Raw genomic sequence first — 20197 nt, 5'->3', positions numbered from 1 at the left:
TCAAAATATGTATTTTATAGCTTAAATATTCCCATATGCGCTTCCAACTTATCCGAAATCGTTTTTAAGCGTTCTGCATTTTCAGAAATATCGGCAATTATAGCACTTACCTCCGTTACCGACGCAGAGGTCTCCTCCGTACTGGCCGCATTTTCCTCCGCAATAGCCGTTAAGTTCTGTACAATATCCACAACACTTACGCGAGCTTCATCCAACTTCTTCGTTCTGTCGGCGATGGCCGTCACTCCATCTGCAGAACTGCCTATACCCGCCTTGACCTGCTTGAAAACATTATTCGTTTTATTAACATTTTCGCTCTGCTGACCGATAACATCTTTTACAGAATTCATCGTCTCTACCGCTCCCTGCGAATCACCGATAAGGGAATTTACGATGGTCTCTATCTGCCTTGCAGACTCATCCGACTGCTCCGCCAACTTCTGTATCTGAGCCGCTACCACTGCAAAGCCCCGGCCTTGTTCGCCCGCTCTTGCCGCTTCAATGGATGCATTTAAAGATAACAGATTGGTTTCCTCCGCAATCGATGTAATGATAGCTGTCGCCTCACGTATTTTAACTGCAGATTCATTCGTTGTATTTGTCTGTTCATAAATCGTATTGATAGAATCCTGTGTTTTCTTATTGATTTGCTCCAAATGGCCTAAAATATTCACCGCCTCGTCACTGGAGCTTATTATTGATGCCGCATTATCCTTCAAGCTGTCTACTTGCGTATTCGTTTCCTCTACCATACTGCCCATGAGGATGACATTTTCCGTCGCCCTTTGTGTTTCCTGCGCATGGGAGGTAGCACCCTGAGCAATTTCTGCAACGGTCTTTTCCACTTCCTCCATAGTCTCCGCTGTATTCTTCGCTCCCGCACTTAAAGTTTCCGCAGAATGGAAAATCTCTTCGCTGAGCTGCTTTATCTCCGATACCATTTCCCGCAGCTGTTCCCGCAGGCTGGAAATCGCCCGGCTCATACTTCCGGTTTCATCTTTTCGTTTATTCAACGTTATCTGGTAATCGTTCTCCGTAAAATCCATATCTGACAACTTCGTAATGACAGAAGTGATTCGATTGATGGGTCTTACCGTAAACTCAGTTATAAAAAAGCCAAGAATAGAAAATACGACCAATATGGCAATTCCCGTAAAAATACAGCTTTTTACAATATCGTTAATCGGAGCAAAAATCTCGTCTTCATCCGTGGTAATAACCAGAATATATTTAGCATCCGTACCTATATAATAGGCAGCATATTTCATAACTCCCTTGAATTCATAAGCTACCACATCCGGTTCCGGAGTCTCTCCATTTGCCAACTGTGCGACCAGATTGGTCACCACTGCGTTTTCCACCGGCTTTCCGATTTTGTCCGCTGTAGGATGATAAAGCATGATTCCTTCTGCATTCACCGCATATGCATAACTGGAGCTTATATCGTTAATAGAAATATCTCCTATGAGCGCCTTCATATTGTCCGCGTTTAAAATATCTTCCCCTCCGCTCATCGCCATATCCAGCATTTCCCCATAAGAATTCACCACATCATTCATGTAGTTACGAGTTACCGCCGCATAATCGCCTTTTATGAGCGGGATAATCGTCCATAAATAGATACCTGTCGTCAGTATAATTGCCCCTATCAGCAATAGTACTATCTTTGTCCGAATTGAGCTGAGCACCCTTACCTTTGGATTTCCATTCCGCATGATGGAGCCTTCATTTGTTTTTTGTGAATTCATTGCAATCCACACCCCTTCCTCCTTATACCTCGAAATATTCGAAGCATCTTATGTATCTTAAAAATCTTATTTGTATAATATTATATCATTTTAATATGTATAAAGATACAACTTTCTGTTCTCTTTCAAAAAAGAACACATCTGCTATTAACAATTCCATTTTATTTTAGCCGGATTTTCTTCACCTTCAACAGCCACAGCGCGTAAGTCCTTCCCCATTTCCATACATACCTCCTTCGCTATCTGCTCGTAAACCTCCGCTGCAGCCTCTGTCCCGACGCGGTCGTAATCAATAGCTGCCGATCCATAAAAAGCGATTCCCAAGGAATGTGCCGGCATATGAATCGACGATACTGCCTGTCCTGCTGCCCTTGCCGCTGCCTGTGCCCCGGGTTTATCCTCCGCTTCTCTGGCCGCACTATGCGCATCCAAAATCAGTTTTTAGCCGCAGGCAGCTTGATTTTCCCGGCAAGCCAATCCCTAGCATCTTCCGGAGTTTTCCCTTCGTTGCCCCTTCTTTACCTTTTCAGCCTCCCGCTCTTCAAAGGTCACATGCACCATATCTCCGGGCTGCTTTCCGATTGTCCTGCGAATATCCTTCCGAATCCCAATAATATGACAAGGTGTCCCCATCCTGACAGCCTGCCCGTCATACTCGACTCCATCAAAGGTGGCATGCACCGCAACACGCCCCTTCCCAAACTCCTCCTTTATATCAAAAGGCACCTCCACATAAGCGCCGTCCATATCCGGCACCTTCATTATCACCGCATCAAATTCATACTTCTTCCCCACAATCTTTCCCTCCTTTTTTTGATTTTACAAAAGTATGCTTTACGAGCTATCATAGCCAAATGCTTTGGCAGCATAGCTTTTGTTCCGCGCGTAGCTGCGCATATATTTGCCCGAAAGGCAAAAAAACTGCTTACCAATCGGTAACAGTTTTTCACCTTCCTCATTCTATCATTCCTCAATTATCTTTTATTCAGAAGCGAAACGCGCAACTCCCCGCAACCTTCCGCACTGTTTCTACTCCTATCTACTCCACCTGAAACGTATAATCCGTGTTATAGGTTCTTACATACAAAATATTATCTTTCAGAATCAGGTAATCCGCCTTGGTCTTCAAAGGAATCTCCCCGATCACCTTTCCGGATGCCAAATCCAACTGATATAAATAATCCGGTTCCTCCGTAAACCCATAACCGCAAAGCAGTACATTCCCTGTAATCACAAAATTGTACGCATTACTTACAAGCGGTTCACTCTTCCACAAAAGCTTTTTTTCCGCCAAATCAACTGCTGCCACATAGGCATTATGCGGTGAAAACTTCGCATAAGTCAGATGTCCGATTGAAAAATATAAGATACCATCCTCTACCTGCGCATATTGTATGTTCTGCTCTACAAAGGGTTCGTTCTCTTCTGTAAAATCGCCCGCATACCGAAACCCCTCGAAATGAAGTGTAAAACTTTCACCATTTTCTCTGTCCGTTACCTGGATATCGCACTCCTCACTATTATAAGGAGAATAAATCTCACAGCCGTATCTCTCATCGCCTTCTGCATTTAAACTCAAATCGTTCTTCTCAAACCACTTTTCCGTATCCGTAATCGCATTCGCCGCCTCCGTAAGCTGCACAAGCTTTAAAGGAGAAGCCTTGGATACCGCTTCATTTCCGATGTAATAATCCCACGAAGGATTTTCTATATCGATTATCGCTGGAACAGTTTCCGGCACCTCCATGGTCTGACTCTCTGCCGGATTCTCCGTATCATTTTCTGTCAAATTGGCTGCAACACTTTCCTCCACCGTCGTTACCGTCTCTCCGCTGATTTCCTCCGTCCCCTTCTTACCGCAACCTGCCAGCAAAATCCCCAGAGAAATCAATACAATGCTGCCTATTTTGCTTTTCATAACTCCACTCCTTTTCAGACCCTTTTATTCATTTCTACCCTGTTTTTCCCTCATTCTTTTCCGTATTTCTTTTCTTTATCTCTTATTGTAATATATCATACACCCCTCTAAATCTCAATGTGTTTTGAAAAGTATCATTCTATTTCCCTCAGCCTCTCCACCACCGTCTGACGCGCCAACACGCGGTAAACGACTAGCGGTACCACAATTCCTAATAAGCAAAATACAGGTGCTGCATACAAAACCGGTCGCAAGGTAAACCCATATGTGAAAAACCAGAATATCCCTTCTAACGCAGAAGCCATACCCGGACCGGAAGCCGCGCTGAATATAAGAGCAACGCTTACCGCCCCTAAGGTAAAATACAGTCCTTCCCATACGAGTATTGCCTTTAACTGTCCTCCGGTCATGCCAATAGATTGGAGGACAGCAAATTCATGCCTGCGGGATAATATCCCCGTCAGCACCACATTTAAAAAATTCAGGATTCCAACCAATCCGATGATAAAACTTAGAATGCTTCCCAATATTAAGAACATGCTTTTAAAGCTTTCGAACTCTTTCTCATATGTCTGCTTGCTCTCATAGTCATATTCCGCCTGCCTATTGTTTGTAAAGTCTTTTAAAAAGGCTTCCATAGAGGCATTAGAACCATCTTCGGTGTCAAAGCAGTACTGCATAATATACGAAGTTCCCGTATCCTGAATAAAGGTCTGATCGTTTAAAACAAATTCATCCGTGCCGTAATAACGGTAGCTGAGAGAAGAAGGCACCGTGACCAGAGCCGCTACCTCATATTCCACATCCCTATATTCCGCTGCGCGCTGTTCATAATTTCCATCTTCAGGAAGTGCATTCGGGTCTATAAGTTCGCCGGTCTCAAAATCATAATATTCATATTTTTCTACATATCGCAGCGTAATAATATCCCCAAGCTTTGCCCAATTAGAATCCATCCGGGCATTTCCATAATCGTCCTCTATATAAACTGCTGCCACATAATGCGAACCGGACTGATATAGTTTCGAAATATCTCCCTCCAGCATTGAAAGCTTATCCAGCGGATAGCGCTCCATACCATATAGCTGTGCCCTGTCTGCAAGTCTGCCGTCGTCCAGACGAACTGTGGAATTAACCAGCATATCCACCACTTCCTTACTGTTATAACGCCCCCAGTGAGTTCTGAAATAATCCTCTGTAACAGACTCTTGAATATCGGAAACCTTGCCATATATACGGCCGCCGGCCGTAATTCCTCCCTGATCGGTTATCTGTTCAATCACATCCTCGGACACTGCCATATCCTTGTTCCACCAATCTCCGCTCACCTGAAAATAGCCCGCGTTACCCACAATGAAATCTGATACCACCTGCGCCAGATATTTGTCCATATCGAATCCATTGGTAAAGGTGAATGTCAAATTGAGCAACACCAACGACAACGCCAGTGAAACAATCGTTACCGCACTCTTACTGCGGTTGCGGCCCAGATTCGCCCATGCCATTTTAAGCTGTGAAGCTCCTGCGGATCCGTTTCGACGCCCCCTTTTATATTGTATCCTTTCCGTATGGCGCACCGCCTCTACCGGGGACACCCTTGCCGCCATGCGTTCAGGCTTGCGGCAGGAAATAAGCACCGTGATAAGCGAAAAAACAGCGGAACCGATAAAAACGAAAGGATTTATCGAAACAATATCCTTTACCAGGATATTCAGATTATTTAAAACGAGCGGTGTCAGCTTTACTCCCACACCATAGCCAATGATAAGCCCTAAAGGAATCCCTGCACCTGATAATATAAGCGCTTGAAGTCTTATTACCTTCTTCAACTGCCTCCCGGTGGTACCGATAGCTTTTAATAAACCATAAAACCTTATATCCCCCGCCACAGAAATCTGAAACACATTATAAATAATGAGGTAACCGGTAAAAACAATAAGAAGCAGCAGCGCCGAAATAGCCAGCACGGTACCCAAATCAATACTGTCCGAAAGCTGTGCACCTGTATATCCCCAGTTGACTCCCGTAGCAATATAATTAGCTTCATTCTGACTCTCACTTTGCCACCCGCGATGAAGCAGAACCTCATTCACATCCTCTGCAATATGCATAGAATTCTTGAACATGACGTCCATATTCCACATACTGGTCATGCCGTCATTTCCCTGCGTGTTCATCTGGGAAAAAATCTGCTCTGCCCTACTTTGCGGAAGAAGTACATGGCTGGCTACAATGGCCTCGTCATATTCCCACCATCCGCAAAGAGTAAAGGTCTGTGTCGTTTCCTGACCGTCTACATCGAAGGTCATGGTAAAGTCCTCTCCCAGCTTTGGAGAAATTCCAAGGAGAGACAAGACGCGGGTATCGGTAGCGGCCTCGTTGGTTCCTTCCATAGGCAGCCGCCCTTCCTTCGGCTTTAAAAACATCCATTTCGCCTCATTTTCATCACACCAACTCACCTCCACATGTGCTTTGCGAAAGGGATCTCCTGAGGGCATTCCTACAAAACGACGAAAACCATATGCCTTTATAAGCTTATCCCCACTCAGTTCCTGCGCCTGTGTCTCGGTCAGATATTTAAAACTGCCATGAGCATATCCTCCCGCCTGGCGAAAATTCTCCTGCTGGAAGGAACGATTAATGGACATAGAAATGGTAAACAGAGAAGTAAACAATATCGTTGTCAGCGCTATCGCCGCCACCGCAATAAGATTTCTCGCAGCATTTCCTCTTAAAGTTTTTAAAGACAGGCTATAGATTGTTTTCTTATTTTTTACCTTCATCATGCCCTATCACCGCCTATGATTTTTCCATCCTCAATTCGAACGATCCGGTCACACATCTGTGCAATCTCTTCATTATGAGTTATGATCACAATGGTCTGACTGAATTTTTGACTCGTTACCTTCAGTAATCCCATCACATCCTGACTGGTACGGCTGTCCAGATTGCCGGTAGGTTCATCAGCCAGGATAATCGCAGGCTTTGCAGCCAGTGCTCTGGCAATGGCAACACGCTGCTGCTGCCCTCCTGATAGGTTGTTGGGCAGGTTCTGAAGCTTGGTGCTAAGCCCCAGAGTATCGATAATACGATCCACATAAGCCTTATCCGGCACATTGCCGTCCAGTTGAATGGGCAGGAGAATGTTTTCATAAACGTTCAATACCGGCACCAGATTATAATTCTGAAACACGAACCCTATTTTTCGCCTCCTGAAGATTGTAAGTTCCTCATCCTTTAACGTAAAAATATTCTTGCCGTCTACTGTCACACTGCCGGAGGTAGGTCTGTCCAATCCTCCCAGCATATGGAGCAGCGTGGATTTGCCGCTGCCGGAGGTTCCCACAACTGCTACGAATTCACCCTTTTCCACACTGAAATCCACACCGTCCAACGCATGGACTTCCATTTCCCCGCTTCCATAAATTTTTCTTAAGTTCTGCGTTTCTAATATTGTCATCCTTTATATTTGCCCCTTTCCATATACTAAAAAGTCCGTATCGTATTTCTACAATACAGACTATACCACAACAATCTTTCCACAATCTTTCCAACCGGCGTAAGAATCTAACAGTTTTGAAAGATTTTACTGTCCCGTTGGCAAAAATACAGAAAAGGTACTTCCCTCTTTTGGTGAAGACTTTACTTTTAGATAGCCTCCCTGCTCTGAAATAATCTGTCTTGCCAAATAAAGTCCGATTCCCACTCCCTCGGTATCATGGACGGTGGCAGAACGATAAAAGCGACCGAATATTAACGGCTGCTCCTCTTCTGAAATCCCTATCCCGTCATCGCTTATATCAATTCGAAAAAATAACTCGTACTGCGCCGCACTAAGCTGTACCCGCCCTCCTCTGGGCGTATATTTAATCGCATTATCCACAATATTATAGAGCGCCTCCGCCGTCCATTTCAAGTCGAAACAAGCTGCACCCTTCGTTTCTTCCATAAGGAGCGAAACACCCTTCTTGGCCGCCTGCGAAGAAGCCTGCTCCAGCACCTTATAAATAAGAAGTTCCGCCCCCTGCATTTTAGGGCTGAGAACGAAGACTCCCGATTCCAGACGGGAGGTTTTTATAAGAGAATCAATTAAAAAAGCCAGCTTTTGTGCCTGTGCGCTCAACGCTTCCACGCAAGGCATGCTTTCCTCCGATAACTCCTGCTCCTTCAAAAGCTGAACATAAAGCAGAATGTTAGAAATGGGTGTTTTGGTTTGGTGCGAGATATCCGCAATAAGCATTTTGACCTTGTCCCTTTCCTGCTCCATATTCTTGGCAGATACTTCCGATGATGATAAATAATTCGCCATTTTCTCTTCCACTGCTGAAAGAAGGCTTTCGTCAAAGACAGATTCCGAAAACGTTCCATTTTCCGCCATCTCCAGCATGGTTTTTAACCGATTCATTATCTTCGTATTTTTATAAGCTGTGTAAACAGCAAATACAACGGAAATCACGAAAAATAAGACGGAAAGAACAAATAAAAAAAGCGTCCATATATTCATTTTTGCTCCCATCTGCCCGCTCTGGCAGGCGTACCGATCAAGGAGGGGGAAGGTACATTTCTTTTATCCTTTATTCCCTTCCCATACGTATCCGATTCCATACACCGTTTTGATATATTGAGGCTTCGAGGAATCGTCCTCCAGCTTATCCCTCAAGCGCTTAACCGTGACGGAAAGCGCATTTTCATCCACGTATTCCGCTCCATCCGTCCAGATGCGGTCCACCAGATCCGACCGGGAAAGGGTCTTGCCACTGTTTCGCACAAGAATGTGTAAAAGCTTCTGTTCCGTCTTACTCAATTCAATAGGCGTGCTGCCCTTATAATATTCCATCTTCTCGAAATCAAAACGAAAGGAATCCACAGTTACCACCTCGCCCATGCGATGGGATGAGCGTCTGAGCTGGCTTTTCACCCGGGCACGAAGTACTGCCAATGAAAATGGCTTAGTGATATAATCGTCTGCACCCATTTCCAACCCCAGGACGATATCGGTCTCCATATCGTTCGCTGTCAGCAAAATCACCTTCGTTTCATACATCTGTCTGAAATCCTTTAAGAAATTCAGCCCGCTGCCGTCCGGCAAGTTAATATCTAAAATCAGCAGTTCGAAACGCTCCTTTAGAAGTGCCTGTCTCGCAGAGCTTAAATCAAAACTTTGCTGAATATGATAATCCTCACTTTTCAGTGTCAGCAAAATACCATTGCTCAGCGTACGGTCATCTTCAATAATCAGTATATTCTTCATATTTTTCCCTTATCCTGCTTTTTCCTAAATAATAAGCCCTTCTTTTCAACTATTTCACATGGCATAATTTTTCCATACACCAATAGTATAACATATCGCAAAATACTTTCACCGTTATATTTTATCGATGTTTCACTCTTGACTTATCTTATCTGCAAGGCCATAGTTATGTTATAGGGAAAGCTTTTTCAGCTTGCCCGGCTACTATTAACCCTACAGATCGAGCAGTTAGTCGTTCGCTGCCTCTCCGTTCCCTGCGATGTCACGAATATGGACGAACTTAAACGAGCGGTAGCGCAGATTGAAGAGTTCTTCGGCAAGGTGGATATTCTTGTAAATAATGCCGGTACCGGAGGCTCCGTAGCCGCCGAAGAGCAGACGGACGACGAATGGAAACGAGTTATCGACCTGAACCTCAACAGCGTTTATTACGTAAGCAGGGAATTCGGAAAAGGAATGGTTGCGCGTAAATATGGTAAAATCATCAATCTCGGGTCTATTCACAGTACGGTAGCTATGCCGGGTCTTAAGATCAGTTCCTATTGTGCTTCCAAAGGTGCAGTAGCCATGCTTACAAAAGAATTAGCGAATGAATGGGCACCGTATAATATTACGGTCAACGCTATCGGGCCTGCTTATTTCCCTTCCGAGCTTACGGAGGGCTTTGTAGAAAGCGAGGAGTTCAAACAGGTGATCGGGGCCTACTGCCCTATGGGAAGAGCCGGACGCGCCGGAGAACTGGACGGAGCTATCGTTTATTTCGCTTCCGATGCTTCCAGTTACACGACGGGGCAGCTTTTAACGATAGATTTTATGTAATAGGAGCGGTTCTTCACGCCTGAATTCAGTTGTGAAGTGCCTTTCCTTTCTTGAAATCAAAAAAAATCCGCATCACACGCTTTTCCCGATTCATAAATACAATTCAAAGAATAAACTCATAAAATTTCGCATATTTTATCAAAAATATTTTTATTTATTGACAAATCAATTTCATTTAGGTAAATTTATATTAACAGTAATGAATCTTAATATTAATAACAGGGAGGGTATCTATGTATTGGTCTGGCATCATTATCGGCATTATAGCTTTTTTAATTATCGGCTCTTTTCATCCCATCGTCATCAAATGTGAGTATTACTTCACATGGCGCATATGGCCCTTATTTCTCATTCTCGGATTGATATGCTGCATATCCTCTTTATTCCTTTCGCATATCATTTTATCCGGAGCTCTTGCGGTATTGGGATGTGCTATGCTTTGGTCGATTATTGAGCTGAAAGAACAAGCCGAGAGAGTAAGTAAAGGATGGTTTCCCGCAAACCCTAAACATCTGAAAAAAGAACAAGATCAAAAGGAGTAACCGCCCATGCGTATCCGTACTATTCTGTTAACCGCATTAGGTTTGCTTTTCCTGGCTTTGGGACTAATCGGGGTTTTTTTACCAATATTGCCAACCACACCTTTTGTTCTCTTAGGAGCAGCCTGCCTAACCGGTACCCCTAAGCTAAGGGAGCGGATTCTGCGAATTACTTTTTTCCGCGAATATCTCGAAAACTATGAAAAAAGAAACGGACTGCCCCGCAGAACGGTGATCAAGAGCTTGGTTTTCCTCTGGGGAATGCTGCTTATATCCATGTTCCTCATCGGACGGCTATGGCTCACCCTCCTTCTCATCGTCGTCGGAATCTGTGTAACGATACATATTCTCTGGATTGCAAAGCCAAAAGGAGATAGAAAATAATGCAAATGAAAAAACGAGTGTTTGGGCGAATAGAGGCTGCTTTCGATATTCTTTATCTATTATCCGCTTTTATTATCGGCATTTACCTTCTGTATACCGGTGATTTGCCGGTCCGCATTCTTGCAGGAAGTATGGCTTTTTTGCTTGTATTTGGAGACGCATTTCATCTCCTGCCCCGCATAGGTGTCATCATTACCGGTAAAGAGGAACGCTTTACAAAGGCACTGGGAATCGGAAAACTCATCACTTCAATTACCATGACTATATTTTACCTTTTTTTATTGCAAATCGGCCTTATGCTGTTTCAGCCTGATGCGTCATTTCTTCTGTCGCTCCCTGTTTACATACTAGCCCTCCTTCGTATACTGCTTTGTCTGCTTCCGCAGAATCGTTGGACGGACCGCTATCCTCCGGTACGCTTTGGCATTTATCGGAATGTGCCTTTTTTCCTTCAGGGTTTAGTCGTCGCCCTGCTCTTTGCTATGCACATGGGCACTGTTTCTGCGGTTAGCGGTATGTGGATCGCCATCGCCTTAAGCTTCGGCTTTTATCTTCCGGTGGTACTGTGGGCCAATGAGAACCCGAAGCTCGGCATGCTGATGCTGCCGAAGACCTGCTGCTATCTATGGATTTTAGTCATGTGCCTGAATCTCTGAGCCATGTGCTTCCCTATAAAATCAAACGCATGAACCTATGCGGCTGATCATACAAAAAATTAAAATCGAAAGGAGAGAAACTATGGAACAGTATAAGAAATTAACAAACGAGGTCGGTGCACCGATTGCCGATAACGAAAACGCCATCACTGCCGGCCCCCGCGGCCCCGTGGTAATGCAGGATGTATGGCTGTTGGAAAAAATGGCTCACTTTAATCGCGAGGTCATTCCCGAACGCCGCATGCATGCCAAGGGCTGGGGAGCCTACGGTGATTTTACGGTTACGGGCGATATCTCCGAATTTACCAAAGCCAAGGTATTGCAGCCCGGACATAAAACCGATGTTTTCGTCCGCTTCTCTACCGTTGCCGGAGAACGAGGCGCTGCCGACTGCGAAAGAGACATCAGAGGCTTTGCCTGCAAATTCTACACCGAAGAAGGAAACTGGGACTTGGTCGGAAATAATACTCCTACCTTCTTCATACGTGATGTACATAACTTTTCTGACTTAAACCGCGCCGTGAAAAGAGATCCTCGTACCGGCCGACGCAGCGCACAGAACAACTGGGATTTCTGGACACTTCTTCCGGAAACCTTCCATCAGCGCACTATCGTCATGTCCGATCGCGGAATTCCTGCCTCCTTCCGCCATATGCACGTTTTCGGCGAGCATACCTTCAGCTTCTATAACTCGGAAAATAAAAGGGTATGGTGTAAATTCCACCTGCATACGCAGCAAGGCATTAAGTGTTTTACCAATGAGGAAGCTGCAAAAGTCAACGGCATGGATCGGGAATACCATGGAAAAGATCTCTTCGAATCCATTGAAAAAGGTGATTATCCGCGCTGGACAATGTATGTACAGATTATGACGGAGGAGCAGGCCAAGAACCATTATGAAAATCCCTTCGACATCACAAAAATTTGGCCCCATAAGGAATTCCCTTTGATCGAGGTTGGTGTACTGGAGCTTAACAAGAATCCTGAGAACTATTTTGCAGAGGTGGAGCAGGCTGCATTTACTCCTGCTCATGTAGTGCCGGGTATCGGATTCTCTCCCGACCGTTTTCTTCAGGGACGTCTGTTCGCTTACGGCGATGCACAGCGTTACCGCTTGGGTGTGAACCATAACCATATTCCGGTTAACCGTGCCCGTGTGGAAGTCAATGAGTATCACAGAGACGGAGCAATGCGCACCGACGGCAATTACGGCGGCGCTCCCGCTTACTCTCCCAACAGCTACGGCTCCTGGACAGCTCAGCCCGAAGTATCAGAGCCGCCCTTGGAAATCGAAGGCGCTATGTGGCGTTACGATCCTAAGGATGACCCTACTGACGACAACTTCCGCGCCGGAGGTAATCTATGGCGAATCCTGGCAGAAGATAAAAAACAGCTACTCATCGAAAATACTGCCGGCGACATCGCTTCAGTTACCAATAATATTAAATACCGTCATGCGGTACATTGCTATCTGGCGGATACCGAATATGGAGAACGAATCACAAAGGCAATGGGACTGGACATCGAAAAAGTTAAGGAACTGTCCAAGCTGGACAACAACGGATTAATCAATGCTACTATGTCTCCCGAAATGTAAACTTCTATAATTTTCATTAATAGAGACTAAATAAAAGCAGGAGGATGTCCCCAAAGTCATGAAATGACTTAAGGGGCATCCTCCTTTTTCCACCATGACACAGGAGTGCTTCTTATGATTCAAACAAATATCCCGTCATAGATAAGCCTCCCAAAACGCAGGCCTTATTGAATACAGTTATTTCATCCTCTTCCTTGGCTGCTCCGAGCACATACAGAAGCGGTGCGAAGTGATCCAGCATAGGGAATGCCAACTGTGCACTGCTTCCCGCCTTCTTATAATCAAGCACAGCCTCGTCCCTTCGGGCCATAATATTCTCCATAATATAATCGTCGAACTCTTCTGCCCATGAATAGCCGTCTTCCATATCCCAATTGACTCTCGACAGATTATGGACTACATTCCCGCTTCCGAATATCAATACTCCCTGTTCTCTGAGTCCGCACAGCTCCTGTCCGATCTTATAATGCTGCTCTACAGATGCATTTTTATCCACGCTAAGCTGAAATACCGGGATATCCGCTTTCGGATACATTCTGTGAAGAACAGACCATGTTCCATGGTCATACCCCCATGAATTGTCTTCTACAACATCCGCGCTGAGCATAGACTTCGCCAACCGGGCGAAATGCGGAGCCCCCTTGGCATTGTAGACAATTTCATAAAGCGCCTTCGGAAATCCATACATATCATAAATCGTCTTGGCCGTTTCTGCTGTCATAATCCGGGTATAATCGGTATACCAATGTGCCGAAACCGCTAAAATTGCTTTTGGCTCAGGAATCCGGCTTCCAATACGCTTCCATTCCTCCACGAATTGATTTTCCTCAATCGCATTCATGGGAGAACCATGTCCTACAAACAATGTTGGCATTCGACTCATATTTATCACGCCTTCTTTCTTTTCTTGCATTGAGTATAACATATCTATCGTTTTATATCCAGAATCATCTTTTACTTTGAATATTGATAAAAAATTATCGCGTAAAAGCATTCGTTTATTTTCAATATGCGTTATAACAGGTCATTCAAGAGCCTTCCGGCTCGTTATAAGAATACCAATCCGATTCGGGCATTCCAAACTGCCGTAATATACCGTTGAGATAACCGATATTATACATAATATGCCGTATTTGACCGGTAATGACATCTGCATAGGTATATTGCGGATTTTCACCGTAAACTGGACAGCCTAATTTTTCATCGTCCAGGCTGTCAAAAATACGCGATGTTTTTGCTTGAATCGCTTCCAGATATTCCAGCATTTCTTCCCGCGAAATATACAGTCCTTCAAAGCAGCCCTCATAAAGGTCCGTAGTATAAGCATCATCGAAAATCTTCGTACGCCACTCGCTTTCATCATATTGTTCCCTCATCCAAAAATCTACAAAGTAAACATAGTGAAAGACCTGCTGCCAAAAAGGTACCTCATGATACGATGCTGACCATATCTCATCAGAACAAACTTTCATCAGTACGTTCGCCATATGAAGGGTGGAATCAAACTGATTCCTCATCGCTTCCGTAACCACTCTTTTCATCTAAAATCTCCTTCTTCAACTAACAATGATTTACAATTGTCTGCTTCCGCTCACCAAGTATTTTAACCTTCTTCCTTAACAATATATCCCGCACTGAATACTTCTTCCAGTCTTACTATTAGCTGATAACCAGAAATTATAGCATACTGAAATTACCTAAAAAGCAAGATGAAGAATTATCCACTTTTCCTTAATCATGGTCAATATTGCAAGCCATAACCGACTGGAAAAAGAACCTCCTCAGTTCCGATTGCACTGATTTCTGAGTAGTACGGCATAGGCAAGGTTCCCTGAAAGCTTTTCTTTCCGCTGAGAACATTTGCAATCCCGTCTCCTTCACTTCCCGGCAGATAACATATAACTGCCGCATCCCAAAGATCCAAATATTCCTGAATCATTATATTTCTTCCTGCAACAAGCAAAGTAATTGTCGGAAGTCCAAGGCTGTCGGCGAGTTCAATCGCTTTCTTATTCCCCGCAAGCGCCATTGTACCTGTAATGCTGATATCTTCACTATCGCCTTCCCATTCCGAATAGGGCTTTTCTCCCAGACATAGGAGTGTTACATCTGCCTGAGATGCCTGACTTTCATCTGTTATCAAGGTCAATTCATATTCCTCTACAAGAGCCTTAAGTCCATCTAAAATTGATTTTCCTTCAGGAACCCACTTATGTCCGCCATTATCTTCATCTGTTTTTCCCTGCCAGCTAATCGTCCATCCACCACACTGAGCTCCTACATCATCTGCTGCCGGGCCGGTAACAAAAATCCGGGTTCCCTTTTTTAAAGGAAGTATTTCCTTCTCATTCTTTAACAGAACAAGGCTTTCCTCTACCAATGTTCTGGCCAACTCTCGGTATTCCTCCGAGCCCACTTGATCCTTATAGGTATTTTGATTTTCCATCATAGGGTCATCAAAAATACCAAGTTCCATTTTCACGGATATAATTCTTCTAACTGCATCTTCAAATCTTTCCTTAGGAATATTTCCGTTTTCAACACCTTCCACAATATACTTACGGCACTCCTCATAGGAAGTATCCTCCATCAGCATATCAATTCCTGCATTGACTGCTGCGATTGTCTGTTCTTTCAGATTTCCCCCTGAAATATTATGTATAGAATTCCAATCACTTACGATAAAGCCGTCAAAGCCCATCTCTTCCTTCAGCATCGTAATGTATTTTTCGTTTTCATGCATTTTAACGCCATTTAAACTGCTGTGGCTGATCATTATCGTCTTCACACCACTGTCGATCATCGCCTGATAAATATCCAACTGTTCCTGTATCTTAGCCTCCGATAACTGTGCATTTCCCCGATCAATCAGGCGGTAAGTACCGTCCGAATTCTCACCGCTGCCATAAATCGTATTGCCGTCTCCTAAGAAATGCTTTGCGCAGGGAAGAGCCCCTCCATCAATCAAACCTTTGGCAAAAGAACTGCCCATTTTTTTGATAAGCTCCGTTTCGGTAGAATAGCTTTCATAAGTTCTGCCCCACCTTGGATCTTCGGCGGCCGCAACGCAGGGGGAAAATGTCCAGAGCACTCCCACAAGCCTTGTTTCATCCGCTACTGCCCGCCCCATCTGATAGGTCAGTTCTTCATCGTTAGCAGCTCCTATGCCGATATTATGAGGAAAGATAACTGTTCCCGCACAAGTATTTACTCCATGCACGGCGTCATTCCCGAAAATATAAGGAATCCCTGCTTCCGATTTCAATGCATTTTTTTGTAGACCGAGAATAATTTCGCGCCACTCACGTGCCTCCATCGGCACCCCAAAAGTAGAAAGAACACTACCGTAATCATATTTCTTCATGTCATCCTCAGTAATGCTGTAAACAGCCCCCTGAACCATCTGTGCCGCTTTTTGCGCGGTGGTAAGCCGAAGCATAATTTCATCCACCGATTCCTTGGAAATACTTGTACTTTCTCCGTCCTCAGAAACAAGGACACGTTCAGAGCTTTCCGGCACATTTGCCGCCTCTTTTGTTTTTGCACTACAGCCGGCTGAAGCAACCAGAAAGACACATAGTAATGCCGCTTTTATTGCTGCTTTCTTCCAATTCATACCCAATTCCCCTTTCGCTTTCATATATTTGTTATTTGTTCGTGTAATTCTTCCGCCAGCATTTATTACCGTAAATGTTTATTAATTCATTTCCATTGAATACATAAAAAGAATCCAATACCGTTAATGTTATTCTACAAAAATTACTTTATTATGGCAATCATTATTATAGCACTCCTTTTGGATAGGTATATTCCTCACATAACTTCATAAGACCATATAATAAGCAAAAACATATAATTTCGACTTCTGTACAACTTTAGCATATCCGTCTGTCGAATGTCTATCTCGTTGCCTCAGATCATTTCCTTGTTTTCTTGGCTTTATATTACGCCCTTGCTTCCTTCATCAACCAATGCAAAACACATGTATGCATAATAAAAGCAAGCGTATCATCCGAATTGAACGATACGCTTGCTTTCTTAGACATCATATTGGGCCACACCCATAAATGCATTGTTGTTACGCCGCCTTATGGAAGTCTGCCTAATTAACAATCTTTCTAAAACGATTCTTTATGCGGGACGAACATTAACTGCTTGTAATCCACGTGCACCCTTTGTTACTTCATATACTACGGATTGTCCTTCATCCAATGTCTTATATCCATCCATTGTAAGTCCTGAGTAATGTACGAATACATCTCCTCCCTGATCATCAGTGATGAAACCAAAACCTTTTTGTCCGTTGAACCATTTTACTGTACCTTTATTCATAAAAGATACCTCCTTATTTTTTATATACTTTATAAAATTAAAAAAATCACATATTTTTTGTGAATCATCAATACAATAATGACTTACAAAAAATATGTGAAATCAAAACTTTATCAAAAATACATCTACACCATATCATAGCAGTAAATAAAAGTCAAGAAAAAAAAGATAATTATTTTAATATTTAAAAATGTAGAATTTATTCTTCTGCATGAAATTTACTTTTACATGTAGAATTTAATTTTCATTCAACCATTTTATAAAAATCAGATATTGCCCTTAAATTTATATTTTCCACATAAAAAAAACTTCTTTTTTAGAGCAGCTTCGATGCATAAAAACAAAAAAGCCTCTTCAAAGTGGTTCTTTGTCGCTAACTACCGGAGCGGTTCTTGTATTAGTGATGAATTTAGATGCCTTATGTAAACCATTCGTCACATTTTTCTACAATATGGCCTTTTTCTACTGTAATATCTTCTTTACTATTTATTCCGCAAAAGTACAGACTGTCCGCCATCTCGACCTCCATATGACCACACCAATGATGTATACACTCAATAATATGTTCACATTCCATTGCTCTCAGTCCGGTTCTCAACGCAATTCCATAACATTTTTTACCACTCTGTAATACTGGACGATTTGGGTTAGGATTCGTGTTGGAATAAACGGTGCACCTATCAATAAATACTTTGAATTGCCCCGGAACATCCCCCCAATAAGATGGAGCACATATAACAAATATATCAGCCGAATCCATCGCAGATATTAAGACGTCAACATCGTCGTTTTGCGTACATTTGCATGTTTTATAGCATGATTTACAGCCTTTGCAGTATGATATATTTAAGTCGCCTAAGCAAAAGGAATCAACAATGTAAGAATCACAAATCTCTTTTTTAATAATTGAAAGGATTTCTTCCGTTGCCCCATTATTTTTTGCACTGGCATTCAGCAGTAATATACGTTTCATAAATTACCTCCACCTGTTCCACATACGATAATAAAGTGAAACTTGTTATTTCCTCTTAACTTTATGTGCTGTAATAATTGTATAGCTATAAGAGTTTACTGTTATTATGCAATCATCAATAGTCGCATAATAATTTTTCCCTTGTTTTATTATAGAACAATCTGGACGCTGAATTTTAGCTCTGCACCACTCAATCACATCTTCTGTATCCAATCCCAAATTTCTTTTTATTCTATTAATACCCATTTCAGTGGTATGGATTTTTTCTAAATTTGAAAGCAAAATTTCATTGTCGTGCATAATATCATCTCTCTTTGCTAATTGAAATTGCAATTACTATTTCAGTGCTCTTTATCCCCAAAAGAAAAAGCCTTCGCCTATTCTTCGTAGGAATCCCCGCTGTTTTCCTTGTTTAAGGTGCCTTCTAATTCTATCATCAAAAATTTAGTCAGCGTTTTTACAACTGGTCTATGCACAGTTCCTTTAGGCACAATAATTAACTCACCTTCCTCAAGTTTTATAAGTCCTTCTTGTGTCTCAAGATGAAAGCAACCTTCAATTACATAAAATAATTCGTCTGAATCCTCGTGAACATGAAAGTCCAAAGTTCTATTCTCGACGTTTACTACGCTCAGTGTATGCCCGTTTAGTTTTCCAATTTTATCATACACATATAATTTCTCCACTTGATTTACTGCGTCTCTTAGATTAACCTTTTTTAACAATGTTCTCCCCCCAAATCATCTGCTGCTTAAACGCTTGCCCATCTGTCATCTATACACTTTATAGTAGCTTTCTTTGCATTGATTATACTGTATTCTTTCTCATAAAGAAAGACTTATCTTTTGCTGGTAAAAACTATTCAAACACGGTAAGGACAATACTTTGTGCCTGTATTTTCATAAACTCCTTAGCTTTTTTAAACTGCTTTTTAATAGCTTTTTCAGTCCATTACTCCCTTTGCTTTTTAAATCAAATGATATTTCTTGCAATAGAAATAAATTCCATCTTCCGCAACGCTTTCACATGTATCATCAGCTATATCTTTTACATCATTTGTTGCATTGCCCATTGCCACACCGGTACCGACAGCTTGTAACATTTCAATATCATTTGTTCCATCGCCGAAAGCAATTGCTTCTTCTTTTTTTAGATTATAATAGTTAAGGATCTTTTCTACGCCTAATCCTTTTCCCCCGTTTGCCGGTATGATGTCTACTGCTCTAGGCCACCATGCTGTAATTTTGGCCCCTTCTACATCATTTAAAACTTGGCCATATTCTTCTTTATAACATCCCATCATAATTTGATAGATGTCGTCTTTTTTTAAATCATCAAAATCCTCCACAACTTCTACCAGTTGATCCGATATTGCAAAATAATCTATTAAATCCTGATCTTTACCATTTGCTCCCATCCTGATCGCACTAGCGATTGAAACCGGGCGATGAATTTTTTTCGCATTCTCTATGATTGTTTGCACATCAGATGGCGGTATAGGATTTTTATAGATAATTTCATTCTTCGTGCAGCAATACGATGCATTAAATGTCAGAAATGCGTCAAATTCGATATTCGGAAAGTGAGGTACACTTTTAAGCGGTCTTCCGGTAGCAATACAAATAATAATTTTATTTTGCTTTAATCGGATTAATGTTTCTTCTATTCTCTTTGTCATCTTTTTTTTATTTATATCAATTAATGTTCCATCTATATCAAAAAAAGCAATCTTTATATTTTCCATCTATTTTCTCCTAATACAAATTTTTATTTCTATAAGTGAAACACCTAGACCTAAAATCCATAATACCATGCTTTACTGCATAAGAAAAGCCATAGCTCCCTGATGTACCCTCGGAGGAAAGCTATGGCCTTTTGTAAAGGTGATGGAAAAAGATTTTCCGAAATAACAAGCTATTAGCTATAACTCAGCCGTCAAACTAAACTTTATCAACTTCGTATTATATTCATTTAACGAAA

At 42.5% G+C, this 20197-nt stretch carries 21 protein-coding genes; 5 read left to right on the top strand and 16 right to left on the bottom strand.

Annotation, left to right across the window (positions count from 1 at the left end):
* Positions 1 to 14 precede the first annotated feature (14 nt).
* The 8 genes from CC90_RS0105590 to CC90_RS0105555 all read right to left on the bottom strand — a co-directional run bounded on the left by CC90_RS0105590 (position 15) and on the right by CC90_RS0105555 (position 8917).
* Entirely contained in the window at positions 15 to 1760 is a 1746-nt protein-coding gene (locus CC90_RS0105590; protein WP_242843247.1) for a methyl-accepting chemotaxis protein, read from the bottom strand.
* Between the two features lie 135 nt (positions 1761 to 1895).
* Positions 1896 to 2180, bottom strand: a complete 285-nt coding sequence (locus CC90_RS22125) for a putative immunity protein (RefSeq protein ID WP_051869301.1) — start codon at positions 2178 to 2180, stop codon at positions 1896 to 1898.
* Positions 2181 to 2228: 48 nt separating this feature from the next.
* Positions 2229 to 2543 (bottom strand): DUF1905 domain-containing protein, encoded by a 315-nt coding sequence (locus CC90_RS0105580; protein ID WP_031389824.1) that lies wholly within the window; start codon positions 2541 to 2543, stop codon positions 2229 to 2231.
* Positions 2544 to 2787: 244 nt separating this feature from the next.
* Positions 2788 to 3666, bottom strand: coding sequence for an LptM family lipoprotein (locus CC90_RS0105575; protein ID WP_035315187.1), 879 nt, complete (start codon positions 3664 to 3666; stop codon positions 2788 to 2790).
* A 134-nt stretch (positions 3667 to 3800) separates the two neighbouring features.
* Positions 3801 to 6452 (bottom strand): ABC transporter permease, encoded by a 2652-nt coding sequence (locus tag CC90_RS0105570; protein WP_330373194.1) that lies wholly within the window; start codon positions 6450 to 6452, stop codon positions 3801 to 3803.
* The gene (locus CC90_RS0105565) at positions 6449 to 7126 is read right to left on the bottom strand and encodes an ABC transporter ATP-binding protein (RefSeq protein ID WP_031389821.1); all 678 of its coding nucleotides are present in this window, start codon (positions 7124 to 7126) and stop codon (positions 6449 to 6451) included. Before CC90_RS0105565 ends, CC90_RS0105570 begins: the two co-directional genes overlap by 4 nt.
* Before the next feature lie 126 nt (positions 7127 to 7252).
* Positions 7253 to 8170, bottom strand: a complete 918-nt coding sequence (locus CC90_RS0105560; protein WP_031389820.1) for a sensor histidine kinase — start codon at positions 8168 to 8170, stop codon at positions 7253 to 7255.
* A 63-nt stretch (positions 8171 to 8233) separates the two neighbouring features.
* Positions 8234 to 8917, bottom strand: a complete 684-nt coding sequence (locus CC90_RS0105555) for a response regulator transcription factor (RefSeq protein ID WP_031389819.1) — start codon at positions 8915 to 8917, stop codon at positions 8234 to 8236.
* A gap of 219 nt (positions 8918 to 9136) precedes the next feature.
* Here CC90_RS0105555 and CC90_RS0105550 point away from each other — a divergent pair, with 219 nt between their 5' ends.
* From CC90_RS0105550 to CC90_RS0105530, 5 genes are all read left to right on the top strand, one after another.
* The gene (locus CC90_RS0105550) at positions 9137 to 9736 is read left to right on the top strand and encodes an SDR family oxidoreductase (RefSeq protein ID WP_081905884.1); all 600 of its coding nucleotides are present in this window, start codon (positions 9137 to 9139) and stop codon (positions 9734 to 9736) included.
* Between the two features lie 233 nt (positions 9737 to 9969).
* On the top strand, positions 9970 to 10278 hold the full coding sequence (locus CC90_RS0105545) for a DUF4491 family protein (protein WP_031389817.1): 309 nt from the start codon (positions 9970 to 9972) through the stop codon (positions 10276 to 10278).
* Positions 10279 to 10284: 6 nt separating this feature from the next.
* A complete protein-coding gene (locus CC90_RS0105540; RefSeq protein ID WP_051869299.1) occupies positions 10285 to 10659 on the top strand; it encodes a YbaN family protein in 375 nt (124 codons plus the stop codon).
* Positions 10659 to 11315: a hypothetical protein gene (locus CC90_RS0105535; protein WP_242843246.1), complete on the top strand. Its 657-nt coding sequence runs from the start codon at positions 10659 to 10661 to the stop codon at positions 11313 to 11315. Before CC90_RS0105540 ends, CC90_RS0105535 begins: the two co-directional genes overlap by 1 nt.
* Before the next feature lie 82 nt (positions 11316 to 11397).
* A complete protein-coding gene (locus tag CC90_RS0105530; RefSeq protein WP_031389814.1) occupies positions 11398 to 12912 on the top strand; it encodes a catalase in 1515 nt (504 codons plus the stop codon).
* Between the two features lie 112 nt (positions 12913 to 13024).
* Here CC90_RS0105530 and ygiD read toward each other — a convergent pair whose 3' ends face one another.
* From ygiD to CC90_RS0105485, 8 genes are all read right to left on the bottom strand, one after another.
* Positions 13025 to 13795, bottom strand: a complete 771-nt coding sequence (ygiD, locus tag CC90_RS0105525) for a 4,5-DOPA-extradiol-dioxygenase (RefSeq protein ID WP_031389813.1) — start codon at positions 13793 to 13795, stop codon at positions 13025 to 13027.
* Between the two features lie 145 nt (positions 13796 to 13940).
* Positions 13941 to 14453 (bottom strand): DinB family protein, encoded by a 513-nt coding sequence (locus CC90_RS22940; protein WP_031389812.1) that lies wholly within the window; start codon positions 14451 to 14453, stop codon positions 13941 to 13943.
* A gap of 200 nt (positions 14454 to 14653) precedes the next feature.
* Positions 14654 to 16528, bottom strand: a complete 1875-nt coding sequence (locus tag CC90_RS0105515; protein ID WP_051869298.1) for a glycoside hydrolase family 3 protein — start codon at positions 16526 to 16528, stop codon at positions 14654 to 14656.
* Between the two features lie 515 nt (positions 16529 to 17043).
* Complete coding sequence (locus CC90_RS0105505) at positions 17044 to 17244, bottom strand: cold-shock protein (protein ID WP_031389810.1); 201 nt, start codon at positions 17242 to 17244, stop codon at positions 17044 to 17046.
* A 418-nt stretch (positions 17245 to 17662) separates the two neighbouring features.
* Positions 17663 to 18217 (bottom strand): flavodoxin family protein, encoded by a 555-nt coding sequence (locus CC90_RS0105500; RefSeq protein WP_031389809.1) that lies wholly within the window; start codon positions 18215 to 18217, stop codon positions 17663 to 17665.
* A 45-nt stretch (positions 18218 to 18262) separates the two neighbouring features.
* Entirely contained in the window at positions 18263 to 18517 is a 255-nt protein-coding gene (locus CC90_RS0105495; RefSeq protein WP_031389808.1) for a DUF3781 domain-containing protein, read from the bottom strand.
* Between the two features lie 77 nt (positions 18518 to 18594).
* The gene (locus CC90_RS0105490; protein ID WP_031389807.1) at positions 18595 to 18942 is read right to left on the bottom strand and encodes a cupin domain-containing protein; all 348 of its coding nucleotides are present in this window, start codon (positions 18940 to 18942) and stop codon (positions 18595 to 18597) included.
* A 242-nt stretch (positions 18943 to 19184) separates the two neighbouring features.
* On the bottom strand, positions 19185 to 19961 hold the full coding sequence (locus CC90_RS0105485; RefSeq protein WP_031389806.1) for a Cof-type HAD-IIB family hydrolase: 777 nt from the start codon (positions 19959 to 19961) through the stop codon (positions 19185 to 19187).
* Positions 19962 to 20197: the final 236 nt, after the last annotated feature.

Origin of the sequence: Kineothrix alysoides (genome assembly GCF_000732725.1) — a bacterium.
GTDB classification, from domain to species: Bacteria; Bacillota; Clostridia; order Lachnospirales; family Lachnospiraceae; genus Kineothrix; species Kineothrix alysoides.
Note: the sequence above shows the minus strand (reverse complement) of the source record. Positions and strands in the feature narration are given on the sequence as shown.

Coding starts and splice junctions, on each gene's coding strand:
- CC90_RS0105505 (WP_031389810.1), bottom strand. CDS start 17,244: ATGAATAAAGGTACAGTAAAATGGTTCAACGGACAAAAAGGTTTTGGT.
- CC90_RS0105545 (WP_031389817.1), top strand. CDS start 9,970: ATGTATTGGTCTGGCATCATTATCGGCATTATAGCTTTTTTAATTATC.
- CC90_RS0105500 (WP_031389809.1), bottom strand. CDS start 18,217: ATGAAACGTATATTACTGCTGAATGCCAGTGCAAAAAATAATGGGGCA.
- CC90_RS0105495 (WP_031389808.1), bottom strand. CDS start 18,517: ATGCACGACAATGAAATTTTGCTTTCAAATTTAGAAAAAATCCATACC.
- CC90_RS0105560 (WP_031389820.1), bottom strand. CDS start 8,170: ATGAATATATGGACGCTTTTTTTATTTGTTCTTTCCGTCTTATTTTTC.
- CC90_RS0105485 (WP_031389806.1), bottom strand. CDS start 19,961: ATGGAAAATATAAAGATTGCTTTTTTTGATATAGATGGAACATTAATT.
- CC90_RS0105535 (WP_242843246.1), top strand. CDS start 10,659: ATGCAAATGAAAAAACGAGTGTTTGGGCGAATAGAGGCTGCTTTCGAT.
- CC90_RS0105565 (WP_031389821.1), bottom strand. CDS start 7,126: ATGACAATATTAGAAACGCAGAACTTAAGAAAAATTTATGGAAGCGGG.
- CC90_RS0105555 (WP_031389819.1), bottom strand. CDS start 8,917: ATGAAGAATATACTGATTATTGAAGATGACCGTACGCTGAGCAATGGT.
- CC90_RS0105515 (WP_051869298.1), bottom strand. CDS start 16,528: ATGAATTGGAAGAAAGCAGCAATAAAAGCGGCATTACTATGTGTCTTT.
- CC90_RS0105570 (WP_330373194.1), bottom strand. CDS start 6,452: ATGATGAAGGTAAAAAATAAGAAAACAATCTATAGCCTGTCTTTAAAA.
- CC90_RS0105540 (WP_051869299.1), top strand. CDS start 10,285: ATGCGTATCCGTACTATTCTGTTAACCGCATTAGGTTTGCTTTTCCTG.
- CC90_RS22940 (WP_031389812.1), bottom strand. CDS start 14,453: ATGAAAAGAGTGGTTACGGAAGCGATGAGGAATCAGTTTGATTCCACC.
- CC90_RS0105530 (WP_031389814.1), top strand. CDS start 11,398: ATGGAACAGTATAAGAAATTAACAAACGAGGTCGGTGCACCGATTGCC.
- CC90_RS0105575 (WP_035315187.1), bottom strand. CDS start 3,666: ATGAAAAGCAAAATAGGCAGCATTGTATTGATTTCTCTGGGGATTTTG.
- ygiD (WP_031389813.1), bottom strand. CDS start 13,795: ATGAGTCGAATGCCAACATTGTTTGTAGGACATGGTTCTCCCATGAAT.